This is a genomic window from Allobosea sp. 05T439, assembly GCF_056396005.1.
The window spans coordinates 157,210-176,746 of the sequence record NZ_JBFTKP010000002.1; the positions used below are offsets into that span (position 1 = coordinate 157,210).

19 protein-coding genes are annotated in these 19,537 nt (G+C 64.0%); 11 read left to right on the forward strand and 8 right to left on the reverse strand.

Annotated elements, in window-relative coordinates; all coding sequences use genetic code 11:
• Window positions 1–115: 115 nt before the first annotated feature.
• Both AC1DIO_RS02730 and AC1DIO_RS02735 read right to left on the reverse strand, forming a co-directional pair.
• Window positions 116–1,498, reverse strand: a complete 1,383-nt coding sequence (locus AC1DIO_RS02730; RefSeq protein ID WP_473965327.1) for an aldehyde dehydrogenase family protein — start codon at window positions 1,496–1,498, stop codon at window positions 116–118.
• Window positions 1,499–1,511: 13 nt separating this feature from the next.
• Entirely contained in the window at window positions 1,512–3,167 is a 1,656-nt protein-coding gene (locus AC1DIO_RS02735; RefSeq protein WP_441505285.1) for an acetolactate synthase large subunit, read from the reverse strand.
• A 323-nt stretch (window positions 3,168–3,490) separates the two neighbouring features.
• On the opposite strand from AC1DIO_RS02735, the gene AC1DIO_RS02740 reads away from it, so the two are divergent.
• Window positions 3,491–4,285: a hypothetical protein gene (locus AC1DIO_RS02740; protein ID WP_441505284.1), complete on the forward strand. Its 795-nt coding sequence runs from the start codon at window positions 3,491–3,493 to the stop codon at window positions 4,283–4,285.
• A gap of 59 nt (window positions 4,286–4,344) precedes the next feature.
• Window positions 4,345–5,388 (forward strand): 2-dehydropantoate 2-reductase, encoded by a 1,044-nt coding sequence (locus tag AC1DIO_RS02745; RefSeq protein ID WP_476775154.1) that lies wholly within the window; start codon window positions 4,345–4,347, stop codon window positions 5,386–5,388.
• A 28-nt stretch (window positions 5,389–5,416) separates the two neighbouring features.
• On the opposite strand, the gene AC1DIO_RS02750 is transcribed toward AC1DIO_RS02745, so the two are convergent.
• Window positions 5,417–7,126: a putative bifunctional diguanylate cyclase/phosphodiesterase gene (locus AC1DIO_RS02750; RefSeq protein WP_441505282.1), complete on the reverse strand. Its 1,710-nt coding sequence runs from the start codon at window positions 7,124–7,126 to the stop codon at window positions 5,417–5,419.
• Between the two features lie 363 nt (window positions 7,127–7,489).
• Window positions 7,490–7,777 (reverse strand): HlyU family transcriptional regulator, encoded by a 288-nt coding sequence (locus AC1DIO_RS02755; RefSeq protein WP_069879743.1) that lies wholly within the window; start codon window positions 7,775–7,777, stop codon window positions 7,490–7,492.
• Between the two features lie 205 nt (window positions 7,778–7,982).
• Here AC1DIO_RS02755 and AC1DIO_RS02760 point away from each other — a divergent pair, with 205 nt between their 5' ends.
• The 4 genes from AC1DIO_RS02760 to AC1DIO_RS02775 all read left to right on the forward strand — a co-directional run bounded on the left by AC1DIO_RS02760 (window position 7,983) and on the right by AC1DIO_RS02775 (window position 9,843).
• Entirely contained in the window at window positions 7,983–8,354 is a 372-nt protein-coding gene (locus AC1DIO_RS02760) for a hypothetical protein (RefSeq protein WP_441505281.1), read from the forward strand.
• Entirely contained in the window at window positions 8,351–8,902 is a 552-nt protein-coding gene (locus tag AC1DIO_RS02765; RefSeq protein WP_441505280.1) for a TetR/AcrR family transcriptional regulator, read from the forward strand. The genes AC1DIO_RS02760 and AC1DIO_RS02765 overlap by 4 nt, the downstream gene beginning before the upstream one ends.
• A 176-nt stretch (window positions 8,903–9,078) precedes the next feature.
• Window positions 9,079–9,396 (forward strand): hypothetical protein, encoded by a 318-nt coding sequence (locus AC1DIO_RS02770; protein ID WP_441505279.1) that lies wholly within the window; start codon window positions 9,079–9,081, stop codon window positions 9,394–9,396.
• A 177-nt stretch (window positions 9,397–9,573) separates the two neighbouring features.
• Window positions 9,574–9,843: a DUF2798 domain-containing protein gene (locus AC1DIO_RS02775; RefSeq protein WP_476768567.1), complete on the forward strand. Its 270-nt coding sequence runs from the start codon at window positions 9,574–9,576 to the stop codon at window positions 9,841–9,843.
• A 61-nt stretch (window positions 9,844–9,904) separates the two neighbouring features.
• On the opposite strand, the gene rpoD is transcribed toward AC1DIO_RS02775, so the two are convergent.
• From rpoD to AC1DIO_RS02790, 3 genes are all read right to left on the reverse strand, one after another.
• Window positions 9,905–11,938, reverse strand: a complete 2,034-nt coding sequence (gene rpoD / locus AC1DIO_RS02780; RefSeq protein WP_441505278.1) for an RNA polymerase sigma factor RpoD — start codon at window positions 11,936–11,938, stop codon at window positions 9,905–9,907.
• Between the two features lie 199 nt (window positions 11,939–12,137).
• Complete coding sequence (gene dnaG, locus AC1DIO_RS02785; protein WP_441489392.1) at window positions 12,138–14,042, reverse strand: DNA primase; 1,905 nt, start codon at window positions 14,040–14,042, stop codon at window positions 12,138–12,140.
• Between the two features lie 107 nt (window positions 14,043–14,149).
• Window positions 14,150–14,620 (reverse strand): GatB/YqeY domain-containing protein, encoded by a 471-nt coding sequence (locus AC1DIO_RS02790; RefSeq protein ID WP_441505277.1) that lies wholly within the window; start codon window positions 14,618–14,620, stop codon window positions 14,150–14,152.
• A gap of 147 nt (window positions 14,621–14,767) precedes the next feature.
• Between AC1DIO_RS02790 and carA the strand changes: the two genes are divergently transcribed.
• From carA to AC1DIO_RS02815, 5 genes are all read left to right on the forward strand, one after another.
• Window positions 14,768–15,976: a glutamine-hydrolyzing carbamoyl-phosphate synthase small subunit gene (gene carA, locus AC1DIO_RS02795; protein WP_441505276.1), complete on the forward strand. Its 1,209-nt coding sequence runs from the start codon at window positions 14,768–14,770 to the stop codon at window positions 15,974–15,976.
• A gap of 9 nt (window positions 15,977–15,985) precedes the next feature.
• Window positions 15,986–16,312: an NIPSNAP family protein gene (locus tag AC1DIO_RS02800; RefSeq protein ID WP_441505275.1), complete on the forward strand. Its 327-nt coding sequence runs from the start codon at window positions 15,986–15,988 to the stop codon at window positions 16,310–16,312.
• 175 nt (window positions 16,313–16,487) lie between these two features.
• Window positions 16,488–17,330 carry a prephenate dehydrogenase/arogenate dehydrogenase family protein gene (locus AC1DIO_RS02805; protein ID WP_441505274.1) on the forward strand — a complete coding sequence of 281 codons (843 nt, stop codon included), beginning with the start codon at window positions 16,488–16,490 and terminating at the stop codon, window positions 17,328–17,330.
• A gap of 105 nt (window positions 17,331–17,435) precedes the next feature.
• Complete coding sequence (locus AC1DIO_RS02810) at window positions 17,436–17,861, forward strand: group III truncated hemoglobin (protein ID WP_441505273.1); 426 nt, start codon at window positions 17,436–17,438, stop codon at window positions 17,859–17,861.
• A 218-nt stretch (window positions 17,862–18,079) separates the two neighbouring features.
• Window positions 18,080–18,397 carry a hypothetical protein gene (locus AC1DIO_RS02815; protein WP_441489398.1) on the forward strand — a complete coding sequence of 106 codons (318 nt, stop codon included), beginning with the start codon at window positions 18,080–18,082 and terminating at the stop codon, window positions 18,395–18,397.
• 149 nt (window positions 18,398–18,546) lie between these two features.
• Here the strand turns inward: AC1DIO_RS02815 and AC1DIO_RS02820 are convergent, their stop codons facing one another.
• Window positions 18,547–19,479: a LysR family transcriptional regulator gene (locus AC1DIO_RS02820; RefSeq protein ID WP_441489399.1), complete on the reverse strand. Its 933-nt coding sequence runs from the start codon at window positions 19,477–19,479 to the stop codon at window positions 18,547–18,549.
• Between the last annotated feature and the right edge of the window lie 58 nt (window positions 19,480–19,537).

The following is a 19,537-nucleotide window of genomic DNA, read 5'->3' on the forward strand; positions in this document are numbered from 1 at the left end:
GCAGTGGGGCACGGCGTCCGCAGCGCGACGCGGCAGTTCTGGCATGCCAAAGGCAGACGGCGCGCGGGGTGCCTATCCCTCGGCCCGCGAGACCTCGGTTCGCCCGCGGACCAGGCTACGGACGCCGCATCATGATCATCTTCTCCTGCGCCATCTCGCGCATGGTGAAGGGAATGCCGCCAATGCCGTAGCCGGACTCGCGCCGGCCCGCGAAGGGCATCCAGTCGGTCCGAAATGCGGTCGGGTCGTTGATCATCACCGCGGAGGCATCGAGACGGTCGGCGGCCCGCATCGCGACATCGATATCCTGCGCGAAGACGCTGGCCTGGAACGCGACCGGGAGCGAATTCGCCTGTGCGATCGCGTCATCGAGCCGCCGGTAGCGATAGACGCAGGTCACAGGCCCGAAGACCTCTTCGCGCGAGACCTTTGCCTCAGTGGACGGGTCAAGCAGCACGGTCGGTTGCAGGGTCGTTTCCGAGATGCGGCCGCCGCCGACTGCGAGCTTCGCCCCACCGCTCACGGCCTCCTCGACCCACGAGGCGATCCGGTCGGCCTCGCGGGGATGGATCAGCGGCCCGACTTCGGTATCGGCAAGCGTCGGATCCCCGACACGCAGCTTCGCGACCCGCGCGATCAAGCGTTCGGTGAATGCCGCAGCGATGTCCTCATGCACGAAAATGCGCTGCGTCGACACGCAGACCTGCCCTGCATGATAGTAGCCGCCCTTGACGATCGGCTCGATGATGCGGTCGAGATCGGCGCTGCGATCGACGATCGCGGGTGCCGCTCCGCCATGCTCCAGCGCCGAGCGTGCGCCATGGGCAAGCTTGCTGTGCAGATACCAGCCGACCTTCGCCGAGCCGATGAAGCTCAGGAAACCGATGCGCCGGTCTATCGCCAATTTCTCGGCAAGCGCATTGCTCTCAGGAATGAAGCTCTGGCACCAGGCCTCCGGCAAGCCGGCTTCGTGAACGAGAGCCACGAAGTCGCGGCAGGAAAGCGGCGTCGGGCCGGCCGGCTTGATGATCACCGGACAGCCGACGGCGATCGCCGGAGCGACCTGATGCACGATCAGGTTCAGCGGATGGTTGAAGGCCGAGATCGCGGCGACGATCCCGATCGGCTCCTTGGTGGTGAAGGCCCAGCGGCCCGCTCCCGCCGCCGAGAGGCCCATCGGAATCTCGCGCCCGGCAAAATTCCGCAGCTCGTCGGCGGCATTGTGCACGCCGTCGATTGCGCGGGTGGTTTCGACGATGGCGTCCGGCAGCGGCTTGCCACCCTCGCGCGCGATCTGCATGGCAAAATGATCGCGTCGGGCCTCCATGAGACCGGCCAGTCGCCGTAGAATGGCGATGCGCTCATAGGGCTTCAGCCAGCCATCCCGATCCCGGAACACACGTTCGGCCGCCTGCAGCTTGGCTTCGAGCGCAGCAGCGTCATCGGTCTCGATTTCGGCGATAGGAGCGCGGTCAAAGGCTTGAACAATCTGCAGCATCGTCCCTCTCCCGTCAGGCCAGCTCGATATCGGGCGTACGGTTGCGCAACTCGTCCACCAGAACGCGCGTGTTCTCGGAATAGTCGATCGGCACCTCGACGAGATGAACGCCGCCACCCGCGAATGCGGCTTCCAGCGTTGGAGCAAGATCCTCCGCTGCGGCGACGCGAGACCCCTTGGCACCATAGGCTTCGGCATAACGGACGAAATCCGGATTGCCGAAGGTCAGGCCGAAATCCGGGAAATTATCGACCGCCTGCTTCCAGCGGATCATGCCATAGGCATTGTCGTTGAGGATGACGACGACGAGATTGAGGCCGAGCCGGACGGCGGTTTCCATCTCCTGCGAGTTCATCATGAAGCCGCCATCGCCGCAGACGGCCATGACGCGGCGTTCGGGATACAGCATCGCCGCCATCATCGCGGAGGGCAGCCCTGCCCCCATCGTTGCGAGCGCATTGTCGAGCAGCAGCGTATTGGCGACATGGGTGCGGTAGTTTCGGGCGAACCAGATCTTGTACATGCCGTTGTCGAGGCAGACGATGCCATCCTCCGGCATCACCTGGCGTACGTCATGGACGATGCGCTGGGGCGTGATCGGAAAGCGGTCCTCATCGGCACGGTCATTGATCCGCGCCAGGATCCTTTGGCGCAGATCGAGCAGCGACACATCGGGTTCAAGCTTGCCGCCGAGCCGTTCGGCAAGCTGCGTCACGGTCGCGCCGATATCGCCGATCACCTCGGCGTCGGGGTGGTAGACCTGCTCCACATTGGCGGATTGATAGCCGATATGGATCACCTTCGGACCGCCAGCGCTCTGCATCAGGAAGGGCGGCTTCTCGACCGTGTCGTGACCGATCGAGATGATCAGGTCGGCCCGGTTCACGGCCTCATGGACATAGTCTCGTTCGGAGAGGGCAGCGGTCCCCATATAGAGGTTCGAGCCGCCGGTGACGGCGCCCTTGCCCATCTGGGTGTTGAAGAAGGGCAGCCTTGTACGCCGCACAAAGGCCGAGAGTGCCTCGACGAGACGCGGCCGGTTGCCGGCAGCACCGATCATGACCAGCGGCCTCTTTGCCGCCAGGATCATCTCGGCCGCGCGGTCGAGCGCCGCGGTCTGCGCAACCGGCCGCTCGAGCGGATGAACCGGGATGACGGGGATGTCGTCGATCTCCTCGGCAGCGACATCCTCGGGCAACTCGAGATGCACCGGCCCCGGCCGTTCTTCCATCGCGACGCGGAAGGCGTCGCGCACAGCAGCCGGGATGCTGGCGGCGCTGACGATCTGCCGTGTCATCTTGGTCAGCGGCTTCATCGAGGCGACGACATCGACGATCTGGAAACGCGCCTGCTTGGCGGTCATGATCGCCTTCTGGCCGGTGATCATGATCATCGGCATGGCACCGAGATGGGCATAGGCCGCGCCGGTCGAAAAGTTCAGGGCACCCGGTCCGAGCGTCGCGATGCAGACCCCCGGTCGGCCCGTCAGCCGACCATGCGTCGCCGCCATGAAGGCCGCAGCCTGCTCATGCCGCGTCAGGACGAGCTTGATACCGGAATTGCGGAGGGACTCGACGACATCGAGATTTTCCTCGCCCGGCACACCGAAGATGCAGTCGACGCCCTCATTCTCGAGCGCCGCTACCAGGAGATCGGACCCCTTCTTCATCACTCGCTGCCTTTCACAAGAGCACTGCCCCGGGGGCAGAGGCTAGAGCGCCGCAGCGCGAAGGGAAAGCGTCATCGGCCACGCTGCCTCGGTATTCGTCGCGAGGACATCCCTTGCCAGGAGAGCCAACCGGCGCACCTGCAGTCGCCCCTCGTCTGCTCATGCCCAAAGATCAGATGCCGAATAGCATCGGCGGCGCGCAATTCCGGTGCACGGAAACTATCGGGCAAACGTGCAGGCTTGGCAGCGGTTGCCGCAGCGTCTCTAGGATAGCCACGCACACTTTCCGATTCGCTGGCCTGGCCTACCCCGGAAAACTGACGATGAACCGGGGACTTTTGCTCGCCCTGATGGCAGCGAGCGCGCCGATCGCGATCGCCACTGCAAGCGAGCAGGATGCCGAGGAGCTCTCGAAACAGCTGCAGAACCCGGTCGCGAGCATGATCAGCGTACCGATTCAAAGCAATTTCCAGTTCCGTGGCGGGCCTGATCGGGATGGCTTTTCGTCGACCAGCAACATCCAGCCGGTCATCCCGGTGTCGCTGAACCAGGACTGGAACCTGATCGTCAGAACAATCCTGCCCGTCATACACCGTGAAAGTTACGGCCCGGCCGATGGCGTGGGCCTCGGCGACACCACCCAGAGCTTCTTCTTCACGCCGAAGACCCCGAAGAACGGCTTCGTCTGGGGTATCGGGCCGGCCTTCATGTGGCCGACGGCAACAAGTGACCGCTTCGGCTCGGGCAAATGGGGAGCGGGGCCGACCGCCCTGATGCTGGTTCAGGACGGAGCATGGACGGTCGGCGGGCTGGCCAATCATATCTGGTCCTATGCCGGCCCCGAAGGACGCAAGGATGTCAGCGCGACGTTCCTGCAGCCCTTCCTGTCTTACAGCCTCGGCCAGGGCCTCAGCCTCTCCCTCAATACGGAAGCAAGTTACGACTGGATCGCCCGGCAATGGACGGTTCCGATCAATGTCGGCGTCGGCCAGGTATTCAAGCTCGGCAATCAGGCGATGAGCGCCGGACTAGGCTTCCAGTACTATGCGGTCAGACCGACCGAAGGGCCGCGCTGGGGCGTTCGTGCCACGCTGACCTTCCTCCTCCCGGAGAAATAGGAGCGAAACGCGCGGGCGTCCGGCTTGCTGCGGATGGAGGCGTTGGGCATCCTTTCCCGATGGCGGGGATCTGCATCTACGGCGCCGGTTCGGTCGGCTGTTATATCGGCGGCCGGCTGCTCGCGGCTGGCGCCGATGTCAGCTTCGTCGGCCGTGAGCGCATCGCCTCCGAGATTCGCCGGCATGGCCTTGCACTGTCGCATTACCAGGGTGGACGCTGGCAGCTCCCGCCATCGACCATCGACTTCTCGACCGTTGCCGGGGCTGCAAAGGCAGTTGGGCTGGTATTGGTGACCGTGAAGTCGGCTGCGACACGTGCTGCCGCTGCCGAACTCGCAACGATTCTCGGCCCCAAGACCATCGTCATCAGCTTCCAGAACGGCCTGGGCCATGCCGACCGTCTGCGTAACGCCTTGCCAGGCCGAACTGTGCTGGAGGGCATGGTCCCGTTCAATGTGGTGATGTCGGGGCCAGGCACCTTCCATCAGGCGTCGCAAGGCGCGCTTGCGGTCAAGGCGCATGCGGAGCTTGATCCCTATCTCGCAGCCTTCACAGCCGCCGGGCTGCCGCTCAGCCAGTACCCGGACATCGTGCCGGTTCAATGGGCAAAACTGCTGTTCAATCTCAACAACGCGATCAACGCACTCGCCAACGTCCCGCTGAAGGAAGAACTGTCGCAACGCGCCTACCGGCGCTGCCTTGCGCTGGCCCAAGCGGAGGCCCTCGCACTGCTGGAACGCTCAGGCATTCGTCCGGCCCGGCTGACGCCATTGCCCGCCAGCTGGCTTCCACGGCTGCTCGATGCGCCTGACTGGGTATTTGCAAGGCTGGCGAGCAAGATGCTGACGATCGCCCCGGTCGCGCGCTCCTCGATGGCGGATGATCTTGCAGCTGGCCGCCCGACCGAGATCGACTGGATCAATGGCGAGGTGCTGCGCCTGGCCGAGCAGCATGGAACACGCGCGCCAGCGAACGAGCGGCTGCATGCATTGGTGCAGGCGGCCGAGAGGAGCACCACGCGCCCGCACTGGTCCGGAGAAGCCTTGTTTGCGGAACTGCGGCAGGCGGCCGGCACGCACGAACAGCGGGCCGTACGGCGATAGCCGCCCCCGGATAAGCAGGCGATGCCGCTCAGGCGCCGCCAGTCAACGGGGCATAGGCCGCGGCATCCAGTGGCCGGCCGAGCAGATAACCCTGCGTTGAGTCGCAACCCTCGCAGATCAGGAAGTCGAGCTGTTCGGGTGTTTCGACGCCTTCCGCCACCACCTCGATGCCCAGGGCATGCCCAAGCTGGATGATGGCGCGGGTGATCGCAACGGCTTCGAGCGTGACGCCGAGCGTTGCGACGAAGCTGCGGTCGATCTTCAGCGTCGTCAGAGGAAAGCGATGAAGATAGGACAGCGACGAATAGCCGGTGCCGAAATCATCGAGCGCGATCCGCACCCCAAGTGCGCGCAGGCGCGACAGGGTTGCCATGGCGCGGTCGGCATCGGTGACCATCACCCCTTCGGTGATCTCGAGTTCCAGCCGCTCCGGATCGAGGCCGGTCTCCCTCAGCACCTCCTCCACGAGGCCGGGCAGCGCGTCAGCCGCGAATTCGAGCGGCGAGATGTTGACGGAGATCCTGAGGGGCTCTTTCCAGCGCACCGCTTCGCGGCAGGCCGCGCGAAGGACGTGAGCCCCAAGCGCGGCGATAAGGCCGCCCTCTTCCGCTGCTGGGATAAACAACGAGGGTGAGACGACGCCACGTGAAGGATGGCGCCAGCGTGCCAATGCCTCGAACCCGACGACGCTGCCATCCGCCCGGAACTGCGGCTGATAATGCAACAGGATCGCCCCGGTCTCGATGGCCTGGCGCAGATGAGCGCGCAGGTCGAGACGTTCGCGCTCGCGCTCCTGCTCGGCAAAGTCAAACATCCGGACGCGGCTGCGCCCTTCGGTCTTGGCGAGACGCAAGGCCGCATTGGCGGCGTCGAGCAATCCGGTTTCGCTGTCGCTGTCCTCGGGGAAGCGGGCGCAGCCCATGCTGACGCTCACCGCGTGACGGGCCCTTCCATTGATGAAATCAGCTTCCAGGGCAAAGCGCACCTGTTCGGCCTGCAAGAGACCATGCTCTCCACCCGGGGAGTGTCGCGACACCAGGACGAATTCGTCGCTGCCGATTCGCGCCGCGAAGCTGCCCTCGATCGATCCCAGACGCCTGGCGAGTTCGATCAGGAGGCTGTCCCCAGTTACCTGGCCATACTCCTCGTTGAAACACTTGAAGCGGTCGGGATCGATCCGCATCACAAGGAAGCTCTCGCCTTCATGCTTCGCGCGTTCCATGCGCTCGGCCAGATACGAGCGAAGGGCGAAACGGTTCGGGAGCCCCGTCAGGGCATCGTTGCGGGATAGATGGGCGATCTTCTTCTCGGCATACTTTCGCTCGCTGATGTCGACCAGCAGATTGAAGCCCCCGACGAGCCTGCCGCTGGCATCGAAGAGCGGCGTCGGAAATGGCATGAAAGGGATGCAGCTCCCATCAGGCCGCTCGGCCTGCGCCTCGACGCCCCGGATGGGCCGGCCCTCGCGCAGCGCAATCGCCATCGGGCACTGATCATGCGGCAGATGCTCACCGTCCTTGGTCAGCAAGCGGTGGGAAATGCACCAGAAATCCGCGCCAATGCGCGGTTCGCGGCCGGCAAACTCGGCAGCAGCGCGATTGAAGTAGGTCAGGCGCCCATCGGCATCCGTGACATAGACGGCAGCGGGAAGCTGATCGAGAACGCTCGCAAGCCAGGCGTTATCCTCAGCGCGAGAGCCTAGCAGCGGCATTGCAGCAACAAGGGGCGCGAGATCCACGTCGCTCCCGGCGAAAGTCGCAAGCCCGGATATCACGGCGCCCGCTGCGTTTGCGAGGCGTGATCAAGAGCTTCTGGGTCGGCAGCTGCTCGATGCATCGAGAATTCCGTGTCGCCTCATTCTGTGGTCACTGAGCGATGACAGCACGGAGATGCCAATAAAATATTAAGCCCCCGATCAATTGGGATGGAGAAAACCCGACATACGGAACTAAAGAGACCAAAATATCCAAATTTGAAAATCTATTACGGCAGATTACAACACATAATCTCAAATCTATACGAAATGACACAAGAAAAAAGTCAGATAAAAAGCAAGAATGTCGCAAAGTAAGGAACGATAATCCTCGGGACAGTGGAAATTCTATTTGAAAATGGCTTCACCCTGCTCATCGATGAGCTGCTGCCCCTTCAGCAAGGTAAAGTCGGCGGCCTCCGCCACACCAGGGAAACGATCCGCCCGCACGAAGCGATGCGTCTTCAGGTCACCACCGACATCCTTCTCGATGACGCCGCAAAGCTGATACTGCCCGCCCTCCTGGTAAGGCGTGGCGTGAATCGTGAAGCCTCTGTGCTCCAAGGTCTTGAGCGGTCCAGGGGCCGGTTTCTCGGCCTTCTCACCAAGGCCGAACAGGGATTTCAGGAATGACATGGGGCCTCCATCGCGATCTCGATCTGTATAGGGCAGAAACAGCCCGAGAGGGAGCCAGCCTCGTGCATCTTCACATATATTGAGCGACGCGGGCGCTCCTCAGCGATTGTACAACTCGCCATCGCACGCGTCCCCTGGCCTCCTTGCCACACATAACGTTTAATACCATACTGTATGGTATTAAACGAACATCGAGTGCACTCGGATGAATGGTTGGTTCCTGGGCGCTGCAGCGATCGCAGTCTTGACCTGCGTGATCCATGTCTGGCTCGGTGGGCGCGAAGTTGCCCAGCCGCTCCTAGCCTCCGGCGGGTTGGGCAAGGTGCCCAAATTCACCAATTACTATTGCTGGCACCTGGTCACGATCGTGCTGGCGGGGCTCGCGCTCGCTTTCGGCCTCGTTGCCTGGCACGCAGGCAGCCGCGACCTTGGGGCGTTTGCGACAGGGTGCGCTGGACTCTTCGCCCTCTGGAGCCTGGCCATGATCCGGCGCTTCCGGCTGAGACCCACTCATTTCCCGCAATGGGCCCTGTTCATTCCCATGACCGCCTGCGGCGCACTGGGGTTGTGGTGGTGAAGGCAGCCGCCCGCCGTTTCTCGCAGAAGGATTGGCTCGACCTCGGCCTCGAGGCGCTTGCTGAAGCCGGCCCTGCCGGCGTGACCATCGAAGCGCTCTGCCGGCGCGGCGGCAAGACCAAGGGCTCATTCTACGCGCATTTCGTGACGAGCGAGGCCTATCTCAGCGCACTCGCGGAGCATTGGCGCGAGGCTTACACCCGCCGGCTCGTCGAAGCCGCCGATACCGGCGAACATCCGGACGCCAGACTCTCCGTCCTCGACCAGATGGCGCTGCGCCTCGACAGCCGCGTCGAGCAAGGCATGCGCCGGCTTGCCGCCAACGACACCGCCGTGAGGCGCGTTTGCATCGAGGTGGACCGTGAACGCATCGCCTATCTCGCCGGGCTGCACCGGGCCTCCGGACGCTTCGATGACAAGAATGCGCTCGCTCTCGCTCGTCTCGAATACGCAGCCTTCATCGGCTTCCAGCAGATCGACACAGGCGCCGGCAACGCGGGCGCGGCCGAGAGTTATCGGCTGCTCCTCAAGCTCGCCGGCAGGACCTGACCACCGCATGGTGAAGGGCCGGACCTTGACCTCACCGTTCAGTGATCCCCCCATCGACTTTCGGCGTTTCTTGAAAGCAGGCAACCCGGATCCCACGTTTTAAGGGTTCAGGGCGACCGTCGTGCCCCTTGACGCCAGGTTCATCTCTCGCGGCGCCTCTGAATAGGGAGGTGGCCATGAGACGGATCAGGACGCTGTCGTCCCTGCTGCTCGCACTCGCCACAGTGAGTTACGCGGGTACTGCGCAAGCACAGGCGCCGCGAGGGCCGCCTTGCGCAGCGCGAAGCGAAGTCGTCGGACATCTGCGCGACATTTACGGCGAACACCTTGTCGGCAACGGCCTCGCCGAGGGCGGCTATATGCTTGAGCTCTTTACGGGCCCGGCCGGTAGCTGGACCGTTTTTGCCACCACGCCCGAAGGCATGAGCTGCCTGATTTCGGCAGGCAACTCATGGGAGCCGCTGCCAAGGCCCGACATCTTCGCCGGCCGCTGAATCGGAAGGGGAATGTGGTGCTTGGCAGGAGGCCAGGCAGCGGTTAGAAGGCCGCATCGCTCCAGGGAGTGGTCGTAAGCGTCTCACGTCAGGCAACGCATCCACCGCGGCGTTGCGCCGATGGATGCCGAAAGCGCCTCCCCAAGCGACACCGCCTGTCCTGAGAGCTCGTTCTCCATGTCTCCGACTGACGTCTCACGCCCGCGCTGCAAGCTGCCGGCACGATATGCCGGCATCGTCATGCCCTTCATCCTGTCGATCGTAATGACCTTCATCGTCTCAGGCATCTCGACATTGAAGGCGCTCGGTCCTTCCATGACCGCGCTGCAGACTTGGCCCGCCTCCTGGGCCCTGTCCTGGCTGGTCGCCTTCCCGACTTTGCTTGTCGTGCTGCCCCTCGTGCGACGGCTAGTGGCACTTGTCGTCGCCACGCCCAGCCAAGGCTGAAGGTCCCCCTCAAAAGGAAAGGGCGGCTCGCGCCGCCCTTCGCTGATCCCGAGTGCTGAGTTCAGTTGTCGAGGAAGCTGCGCAGCTTCCGCGACCGGCTCGGGTGCTTGAGCTTGCGCAGCGCCTTGGCTTCGATCTGACGGATACGCTCGCGCGTCACCGAGAACTGCTGGCCGACCTCTTCGAGAGTGTGGTCGGTGTTCATGCCGATGCCGAAGCGCATGCGCAGCACACGCTCCTCGCGCGGCGTGAGCGAGGCCAGCACCCGCGTCGTCGTCTCGCGCAGATTCGACTGGATCGCCGCGTCGATCGGCAGGATCGCGTTCTTGTCTTCGATGAAGTCGCCGAGATGCGAATCTTCCTCGTCGCCGATCGGCGTTTCCAGCGAGATCGGCTCCTTGGCGATCTTCAGCACCTTGCGCACCTTTTCGAGCGGCATGGCGAGCTTCTCGGCCAGCTCCTCAGGCGTCGGCTCGCGGCCGATCTCGTGCAGCATCTGGCGCGAGGTCCGGACGATCTTGTTGATCGTCTCGATCATGTGCACCGGGATGCGGATGGTGCGGGCCTGATCGGCGATCGAGCGTGTGATCGCCTGCCGGATCCACCACGTCGCGTAGGTCGAGAACTTGTAGCCGCGACGATACTCGAATTTGTCGACCGCCTTCATCAGGCCGATATTCCCCTCCTGGATCAGGTCGAGGAATTGCAGGCCGCGATTCGTGTACTTCTTGGCGATCGAGATCACGAGACGCAGATTGGCCTCGATCATCTCCTTCTTCGCCTGCCGGGCTTCGCGCTCGCCCTTCTGGACCATCAGCACGATCTTGCGGAATTCCTGGATCTCCAGGCCGGTCTCGGAGGCAAGCGTGTGGATGTCCTCGCGCAGCTCCTTGATCCGGTCCTTCTCGGACCCGACGAATTCGCGCCAGCCGCGCGAACCGAGCTTGGAGACGCGCAGGACCCATTTGGGGTCGAGCTCGCCGCCGACATGCTGCTTGAGGAAATCGTCGCGCGCGACGCCATAGGTTTCGGCCAGGCGGAGCAGGCGCGTCTCATGCGAGATCAGGCGCTTGTTGATGTCGTAGAGCTGCTCGACAAGCGCTTCGATGCGGTTGTTGTTGAGCGAGAGCGACTTCACCGCGGTGATGATGTCGTCCTTGAGCTTCTTGTACTTGCGATCCTGCGACGGCGAGAGCTTGGTGTTCTCCAGCCGGTTGGCGATATCCTGGTCCTGCAGACGCCGCAGCTTCTTGTAGTTGTCTGCGATCGAATCGAAGGTCTCGAGCACGCGCGGCTTCAGCTCGGCTTCCATTGCCGAAAGTGAAACGTTGTTCTCGATGTCGTCGTCATCCATCTCGGGCGGCGGTTCGCCACCCTCGCCACCGAAGGCCGGGGCGCCGCCTGCCGGCTGGCCTTCGCCTTCTTCGCCCTCTTCACCCGGCAACTGCACCGGATTCTTGCCGTCGGGACCGGCATAAGTGGCTTCGAGATCGATGATGTCGCGCAGCAGAACCTTGCCGTCGACGAGTTCGTCCCGCCAGATAATGATGGCCTGGAAGGTCAGCGGGCTTTCGCAGAGCCCGGCGATCATCGCCTCGCGGCCGGCCTCGATGCGCTTGGCGATCGCGATTTCGCCTTCGCGCGACAGGAGCTCGACCGAGCCCATCTCGCGCAGATACATGCGGACCGGATCGTCCGTGCGCTCGGTCGGCTCGAGATTGCGCTTGACCTCGACCGGCAGCGCCGAACGGGAGGTCTCGACGAGATCGCCCTCGCCTTCTTCGTCGTCGCCGCCGCCGTCCTTGCCGCGCTGGGCGCGTTCCTCGCCGGCGGCCTCGGGATCTTCGTTGTCGACGACGTTGATGCCCTGCTCGCTGAGCTGGCCAAGCACGTCCTCGATCTGCTCCGAGGAGAATTCCTCGGAAGGCAGGACTTCGTTCAGTTCGTCATAGGTGACATAGCCGCGCTTCTTGGCGAGCTTGATCATCCGGCGTACGGCCTGATCCGTCAGATCCAGCAGCGGCCCATCAGTGGTCGGGGGGGCTTCCGGTGCGACCTGATCGGTCTTTTCCCGTTCGCTCGCTTTAGTCGCCATCAATCAGCGCTCCGCACTCTCGCGTGGCAGGAGGCGCGAAGTGCCCCATGTCGACGCATAAAAGGGCGGCGCGGCCGCTGGTCCGGCGCGCTCACCCCACCCAAATCATCTCGACCAGATGGACCCGATCCTCCTTAGGAATCGTGAACCACCCATGCCCCGTGCGACAGTGACGACGACAGCGAAAGCTATGTTCCGATCAATCACCTGCCATGGCCTCGGTGCCCTCGAGGTTCTCGAGCCGGGCCTTGACGTCTTTGATCCAGGCGAAATTTGCTTCAGTCGCTTCGTCAGCCAGTGCGCGCTCGGCTGCCTTCAACTCGCTATGTAACGTTCGCGCCCGATGATGCAAGACGATTGCCTGACGAATCGATTCAAAAACTGATTCCGGATCAGCCGCTTGGGCGAGTTTCAGCCGCTCGGCCGGACCTGTGACGGCCATCAGCGCAGCCCTGGCTTCCTGGACCCTTGGCTGGTCGAGCCGATTCGCCAGGGCATCCTGATCCAGCCCGTCGCCGAAGGCGGCATCGAGCAGCACCTGCCTGAAACGCTCGGCCGCCATGCCGTCGAGCGAAAGCTCCGACAATTCATCGGCGCAACGCAGGATCAATCCGGAATGGCTCGCCAACGCCAGCAGGATAAAGGCCTCGCGCTTATCCTCGCCGCGCCCTTGCGACACGATGCGCGAGCGCGAAAGCTGCGAGCTTGCCCTCAGCGGCACGGCCTGGCGGTTCGCACCGCCGCCACCACCGCCCTGCCCGCGATTGCCGGCGCCGCCCCGCCCCCGTTGCTGCCCGCCTCCACCGAAATTCCTTTCGGCGCGGGCAGGAGCAGCACTGGTGAAGAGCTGAGACAGCCGCTCTTCCATCTCGATGCGATAATGGCGCCGCGTCACCTCGTCGCGGATATGTCCGAGCGCCTCCTTCAGCCGACGTTCGAAGGCCGCCCGGCGCTCGGGCGTATCGAGCGACCCGGCTTCGACCTCGCGGTTCCAGAGCATGTCGACCAGCGGCCGCGCCGCCTTGAGCACCTCGGCGATCGCGACCTTGCCGCCGGAGCGTGCCAGGTCATCCGGGTCCTGCCCGTCCGGCAACAGGGCGAAGGCGAGCGACTTCCCGGGCTCGAGCAGCGGCAAGCCGATATCGATCGCACGGCTCGCGGCCTTGCGCCCGGCCTTGTCGCCGTCCAGGCAAATCACAGGCTCGTCGGCCATGCGCCAGAGCAGGCCGATCTGGTCCTCGGTCAACGCCGTGCCAAGCGGGGCAACGACCTGCGGGAAGCCCGCCATCGTCATGGCGATGACGTCGACATAGCCTTCGACCACGATGACCTGCCCGACATCATGAGCAGCCTTGCGGGCATTGTGGTGGTTGAACAGCAGCCGCCCCTTGTGAAAGAGGGGTGTCTCCGGCGAATTCAGATATTTGGCGGAAACCTCGGCACTCATCGCCCGGCCGCCGAAGGCGATGACCCGCCCGCGCGCATCGTGGATCGGGAACATGATCCGGTCGCGGAAGCGATCATAGGGCACGGCGATCTCATCGCCATGGATCAGCAGCCCGGCCTCCATCATCAAGGCGGCATCGACCCCCTTGCCCGCCAGATGGTCGCGCAGCGCGAAGCGATCTGGCGGCGCGTAGCCGATGCGAAACTGCCTCCTCGGCTCTCCGTCGAGGCCGCGGCCCGACAGATAGCGCCGCGCCGCGACGCCACGCTCGGCGGCCAACTCGGCTTCGAAGAAGCACGCCGCAAGCTCCACGACCTCGTGGAGCCCCTTGCGCCTCTCCTCCTGGACCTGCGCCTCATGCGTCACGGTCGGCAGGATCACGCCGGCCTGGGAGGCCAGCTTCTCGACCGCTTCAGGGAAGGAGAGCCCTTCGGTCTCCATCACGAACTTGAAGATGTCGCCGTTCTTGCCGGAGGAGAAATCGAAGAAGGAGCCCTTCTGGTCATTGACGAAGAAGGACGGTGTCTTCTCGGCATTGAAGGGCGAAAGCCCCTTCCATTCCCGCCCGGCCTTGGCGAGGCGCACGCGTTTGCCCACGACCGCCGAAACCGGCAGCCGCGCCTTGATCTCCTCAAGGACGGATGGGGGGAACTTCATGGCTTCCTATGTGGGGCCTGGCGCACAGGAAGCCAATCGCCGATCCGCAAGCGGACCGGCTTATCGGCTCTATCCACAGCACCGGCGCCCCCGGCACTCGCTTGCGATCAACCGCCGAGCGCAGCCTTCACCAGACCGCTCGCCTTGGCGAAGTCCATCTGGCCCGCGTAATTCGCGCGCAGGGTCGCAATGACCTTGCCCATGTCCTTGACCGAGGCCGCGCCGCTCTCGGTCACTGCAGCCGCAATCGCCGCCTTCACCTCGTCCTCATCCATCTGCTTCGGCAGATAGGCGGAGATGACGTCGACCTCGGCACGTTCGCCGGCAGCAAGCTCCGGACGGCCATTGGCGTCGTAGATCGCGATCGATTCCTGGCGCTGCTTGATCATCTTCTGCAGCAGAGCGAGGATTTCGTCGGGAGAGGCCTCGCCCTTGCCGGCGCCGCGCGCCTCGATGTCCTTGTCCTTCAAGGCGGCCTGGATCAGGCGGATCGCGCCGACCTTGCCCTTCTCGCCGGCCTTCATCGCTTCTTTCAGCTCGCTGGTGAAGCGCTCACGCAGGCTCGTCATGTTCGTCATTCCCTTTTCTTGTATCAGGCCGGCGCAGGCCTCGATTGACGACGTGGACCGGCGTCTTTAAGGCTCGCGTTCCAGATCGGCGGAGCGCGAAGCCGCTGCCCCGCCCCACACATTGCCGCCTCGTCGCGGCCTGGACGAGACATAGACATGACCGCTCCCGAAGGAAACCCCGCCACCGGCGGCTGGACAGAACCGCGCGCGACCGCTCTCCTCGTGCTGGCCAACGGCACCGTGCTGGAAGGCTTCGGCCTCGGCGCCGTCGCTGAAGCGCCGGGCGAGGTCTGCTTCAACACGGCGATGACCGGTTATCAGGAAATCCTGACCGACCCGTCCTATGCCGGGCAGATCATCACCTTCACCTTCCCCCATATCGGCAATGTCGGCGTCAACGACGAGGACACCGAGACGGTGAACGCCGCGGCGTCCTCAGGCGTGCGCGGCATCGTGATCCATGCCGACATCACCGAACCCTCGAACTGGCGCGCCACGCGGCATCTCGACGCCTGGCTGAAGGCTCGCAACATCGTCGGCATCGCCGGCGTCGATACACGCGCCCTGACCGCCTTGATCCGCGACAACGGCATGCCGAACGCGATCCTCGCCCATAATCCCGACGGCATCTTCGATCTTCCCCGTCTCAAGCAGCAGGCCGCCGCCCTGCCCGACATGGCCGGGCTCGATCTCGTGCCGCTGGTCACCGCCGCCCAGCGTTACGACTGGAGCGAGACGCCGTGGCAATGGCCCGCCGGATACGGCAAGCGCGAGAGCGCGGCACACAGGGTCGTCGCAATCGATTATGGCGTGAAGCGCAACATCCTGCGCCTGCTCGCAAAGGCCGGCTGCGAGGTGACCGTAGTGCCTTCGACAACCAGCGCCGCCGACATCCTGGCGCTGAGCCCCGACGGTGTTTTCCTCTCCAACGGCCCTGGCGACCCCGCCGCGACCGGCGAATATGCCGTGCCGGTCATTCGCGAACTTCTCGACCGGAAGATTCCGACTTTCGGCATCTGCCTCGGCCACCAGATGCTCGCGCTCGCCATTGGCGGGCAAACCATGAAGATGAAGCAGGGGCACCACGGCGCCAACCATCCAGTGCAGGACAAGACCACCGGCAAGGTCGAGATCGTCTCGATGAACCACGGCTTTGCCGTCGACCCCACGACGCTTCCGGCCAATGCGAAGGAGACGCATGTCTCGCTCTTCGACGGCTCGAACTGCGGCATCGCCCTCGACGATCGGCCGGCCTTCAGCGTCCAGCACCATCCAGAAGCCTCCCCCGGGCCGCAGGACAGCCATTATCTCTTCGCCCGCTTCGTGGAGTTGATGGAAACCGAAAAGGCCAAGGCCGCAGCCTGAGGCGACGCGATGCTCCACCAGTTGCGCATCTACGAGATCTTCGAACGCAACAAGTCGGCTTTCCATGCGCGCTTCCGCGACCACGCGGCGCGCATCATGGCGCGCCACGGCTTCGAGATCGTGGGGATGTGGGAAACCCGGAGCGCAACGCGAACGGAATTCGCCTATATCCTTGCCTGGCCCGACGCCGAGACCAAGGCAGCGCGCTGGGCGAGCTTCATGGCCGATCCCGAATGGACCGAGATCAAACGCGTCACCGCGATCGAGCATGGCGACCTCGTCGGCGCCATCGAGGATCGCCTGATGGTGCTGACCGACTATTCCCCCAGGCTCTGAGTTGACAGGCCGACCGGCCCGCGGTTTAAGCGCGCCATGACCATGTCCTGCCTCCTCGCGCGGAACTATTACGCCCCGTCCTCATAAGGCGGTGGCATTCCCATGTTCAACCGCCGCGCTGGCGGTTGAATTCAGGCAGTCACCCGGCATCGCGGCCTCCATTAGGAAAAACGCGATGCACTCCTCCCGCAAAACCGTCTCGTCTATCGGCATCATGGGCTTTGGCGCGTTCGGCCGACTCATGGCTCGTCATCTCCAGCCACATTTTCCGCTCTTCGTCTGCGATCCCGAGCGGCCGCCCGATGCCGACAGAGCGGGCAAGGGCCTCGTTCCATCGAATGTGAAGACAGTCGGCGCCTGCGATGTCGTGATCCTCGCCGTGCCGGTCGATCGGATCCAGACCGCGATTGCGGCCCTTCGGCCGCATCTGCGGGCGGGCGCGCTGGTGCTGGATGTCGGTTCGGTCAAGATTGGCCCGGCGCGCGCCATGCAGGCCGACCTGCCGGAAGACGTCGACATTCTCGGCACTCACCCGCTGTTTGGTCCGCAAAGCGCACGTCACGGCATCAAGGGACTGAAGATTGCGCTGTGCCCGGTCCGCGGGCACAGCGGTCCGCGCGTCGCCGCCTTCCTGCGCAAGGTGCTCGGATTGAGGGTGATCATGACCACGCCCGACGCACATGACCGCGAAACAGCCATGGTTCAGGGCCTGACACATCTGATTGCCAAGATCCTGGTGCGGATGGAGCCGCTGCCGCACCGCATGACGACGGCCAGCTTCGATCTCCTGATGCAGGCGACCGATATGGTCCGGCATGATGCGCCGAACGTCTTCATGGCGATCGAGCGCGCCAATCCACATGCCAGGGCAGTCCGCGACAGGTTCTTTGCCCTTGCCGAGGAGATGCGGCAGTTGCTGGAAGACGATCACCTCGCCCGGCCCGCGCAGACCCTGTCTCGGAGATCCGCAGCCGAGGCCAGTGTCCAGGCATGGCCGGTGATTGGACATGGCAAGTGACGAGGCATGGCAGGTGAGCTTGAACAATCGACCACGCCGCATAGATCTCGCCGCAAGCCGCCAGCACATCCTGACGCGCAGCGGCGGCTGGACCGCAGGAAGACAATGACCGACAATCCGCTTGCCGATCCGGCCACCGCCCATCCCGACCTCGACGAGGCGACAATCGGCCTGCTCGTCCGCACATTCTACAGTCGGGCGCGGCTGGACGACGTGATCGGACCGGTATTCGAGGCCGCCGTCGATGATTGGGATGACCATATCGGCAAGATCAGCGAGTTCTGGAGCAGCGTGATGCTGCGCACCGGTCGTTATGGCGGCCGGCCGATGCGACCGCACCTGATCCTGCCGCTGGAAGGCAGGCATTTCGACCGCTGGCTCGAACTTTTCGAGGCGACAGCGCAGGAACTCTGTCCGCCTGCCATCGCCCAGGCCTTCATCATACGGGCACGCCGGATCGCCGATAGCTTCGAAATGGCGCGGGCGTCGCAGCGCGGCGAAGTCGGAATACCACGCCATAGCGCGAGGTGATCACCGAGGGCGGAGAGGCTTGCTGCGAGCCGATCCGCCTATGCGCTCTCAGTCGACGTCGCGGTTTTCCCTTACGACATCGCGGCGGAAATGCGCCCAGTTCAAATAGCAACTTGCTCTTTTTGCATTGCTCCTATCTCAATATCCTACTATCCAACACAACTCACGGCTGAAAAGCTCCCAACTGCTGTCGTGAGAGAACGATCCGGAGCATTGCGATGGAACGTAGAGGAAGCGAACGCACGCGATCATGGGCACATCAAGTGCTGATCGCTGTTGAGGGCGACGATTTCCTGTCCAGGCTCCATGCCATGGATGCGTGGCTCAGCCAGTGGGAAATTCCCTATCGTGCCGTCTCGGTGCCGCGCGACAACGGGGCGATCCGGATCTGTTTTTCAGATGAGAGGTTCGCCCGCGCATTTCATGTCAATCTGGGCGGCCTGCGCGTCCCTTCCGACCCATTGGCCACGGAACTGGCTGCGGATCCCGCCAAGGATGACTTCTACCAATTGGTCGATCGCAAGATCGCCAACTGAACCGAGTTCGGATTCGATCCCGCATCAAGGGGTAGATCTGCCGAAGCAGGCATGGGTCGAGACCGGATCTCGCCCCTTCCGCGGAATGGCCCATCGTTGGGATGCCCGCGACCGCCTTCGCAGCATACAGATGCGTCACGCCGGGCGCGCTAAGCTGCCTTTGCTTCCGTTTTCAAGAAGGCAGTCAGCCGTGCCGCAGACAAGCCCGCTTCTTGCGCGATCCGCGTCGCCAGTGCAGCGGCTGCGGGGCGTGGCTGCCCGATCGGACGGTCGAGCCAGTAGGAAACCGGATTGAGCGCAGTGCGTGGATCAACAGCCACCACGCGCCCTACCTCGATCTGCGCCTGCGCCAGCGGTGGACGGGCAAGCGCCACACCCAGCCCGCAGGCGGCGGCATCGAGCACGAGATTGTAATCCTCGAAACGTCGATCCTGCGGACGGGGTCGGTAATCCAGCCCCTGCGCCGCAAACCAGGCCCGCCAGCCGGATGCATCGGAATCATGGATCAGCGGCTGGTCGAGCAGCCGCGCGGCCTTGCCGGCACCGATGCTCCGCACAAGCTCCGGCGAAGCGATTGGAAAACACCATTCCTCGAAAAGCTGGACCGAGACCCGCCCCGGCGCCCCGCCGCGTCCACAGCGAATGGCGAGGTCGATGCCCTCACTCTCCAGATCGACCCGGCGATGGTCGACCTGAAGCACGATGCGCAGATCGGGATCGCCGCTCTCGAGCCATTTCATGCGGGGCATCAGCCACAGGCTGCACACTGAAGGAATCGCGCTGAAGCGCACGACCGCGGCACCGCGCGGCTCGGTCCAGCGATCCGATGTGTCCGCGATCAGCGCGAAGGCCTCCTGCGTGCGCTGCATCAGTCGCTGGCCCTCTGGCGTCAGCGCGACGCCGCGCGCCTGCCGGGCGAAGAGCCGGGTGCCGAGCCAATGCTCGAGCTTGGCCACCTGCCGACTGATCGCGCCATGGGTCAGGTTGAGCGTCTCGGCCGCCGCCGAGAAGCTTCCCGAGCGGGCCGCCGCCTCGAAGGCACGCAGAGTGTCGAGCGGGGGTAATCCGGAGCTGTGATCCATGCTCACAGATCATGCTCGAATTACTCGTTTGTCAATCAGCTTGCCCGGGTATCTATCA

What these genes read in the sequence shown, in the direction of transcription:
- AC1DIO_RS02810 (WP_441505273.1), top strand. Translation starts at nt 17,436, where the DNA reads ATGACCGACAATCCGCTTGCCGATCCGGCCACCGCCCATCCCGACCTC.
- carA (WP_441505276.1), top strand. Translation starts at nt 14,768, where the DNA reads ATGACCGCTCCCGAAGGAAACCCCGCCACCGGCGGCTGGACAGAACCG.
- AC1DIO_RS02815 (WP_441489398.1), top strand. Translation starts at nt 18,080, where the DNA reads ATGGAACGTAGAGGAAGCGAACGCACGCGATCATGGGCACATCAAGTG.
- AC1DIO_RS02740 (WP_441505284.1), top strand. Translation starts at nt 3,491, where the DNA reads ATGAACCGGGGACTTTTGCTCGCCCTGATGGCAGCGAGCGCGCCGATC.
- AC1DIO_RS02820 (WP_441489399.1), bottom strand. Translation starts at nt 19,479, where the DNA reads ATGGATCACAGCTCCGGATTACCCCCGCTCGACACTCTGCGTGCCTTC.
- AC1DIO_RS02805 (WP_441505274.1), top strand. Translation starts at nt 16,488, where the DNA reads ATGCACTCCTCCCGCAAAACCGTCTCGTCTATCGGCATCATGGGCTTT.
- AC1DIO_RS02800 (WP_441505275.1), top strand. Translation starts at nt 15,986, where the DNA reads ATGCTCCACCAGTTGCGCATCTACGAGATCTTCGAACGCAACAAGTCG.
- AC1DIO_RS02775 (WP_476768567.1), top strand. Translation starts at nt 9,574, where the DNA reads ATGTCTCCGACTGACGTCTCACGCCCGCGCTGCAAGCTGCCGGCACGA.
- AC1DIO_RS02755 (WP_069879743.1), bottom strand. Translation starts at nt 7,777, where the DNA reads ATGTCATTCCTGAAATCCCTGTTCGGCCTTGGTGAGAAGGCCGAGAAA.
- dnaG (WP_441489392.1), bottom strand. Translation starts at nt 14,042, where the DNA reads ATGAAGTTCCCCCCATCCGTCCTTGAGGAGATCAAGGCGCGGCTGCCG.
- rpoD (WP_441505278.1), bottom strand. Translation starts at nt 11,938, where the DNA reads ATGGCGACTAAAGCGAGCGAACGGGAAAAGACCGATCAGGTCGCACCG.
- AC1DIO_RS02735 (WP_441505285.1), bottom strand. Translation starts at nt 3,167, where the DNA reads ATGAAGAAGGGGTCCGATCTCCTGGTAGCGGCGCTCGAGAATGAGGGC.
- AC1DIO_RS02770 (WP_441505279.1), top strand. Translation starts at nt 9,079, where the DNA reads ATGAGACGGATCAGGACGCTGTCGTCCCTGCTGCTCGCACTCGCCACA.
- AC1DIO_RS02790 (WP_441505277.1), bottom strand. Translation starts at nt 14,620, where the DNA reads ATGACGAACATGACGAGCCTGCGTGAGCGCTTCACCAGCGAGCTGAAA.
- AC1DIO_RS02730 (WP_473965327.1), bottom strand. Translation starts at nt 1,498, where the DNA reads ATGCTGCAGATTGTTCAAGCCTTTGACCGCGCTCCTATCGCCGAAATC.
- AC1DIO_RS02760 (WP_441505281.1), top strand. Translation starts at nt 7,983, where the DNA reads ATGAATGGTTGGTTCCTGGGCGCTGCAGCGATCGCAGTCTTGACCTGC.
- AC1DIO_RS02745 (WP_476775154.1), top strand. Translation starts at nt 4,345, where the DNA reads ATGGCGGGGATCTGCATCTACGGCGCCGGTTCGGTCGGCTGTTATATC.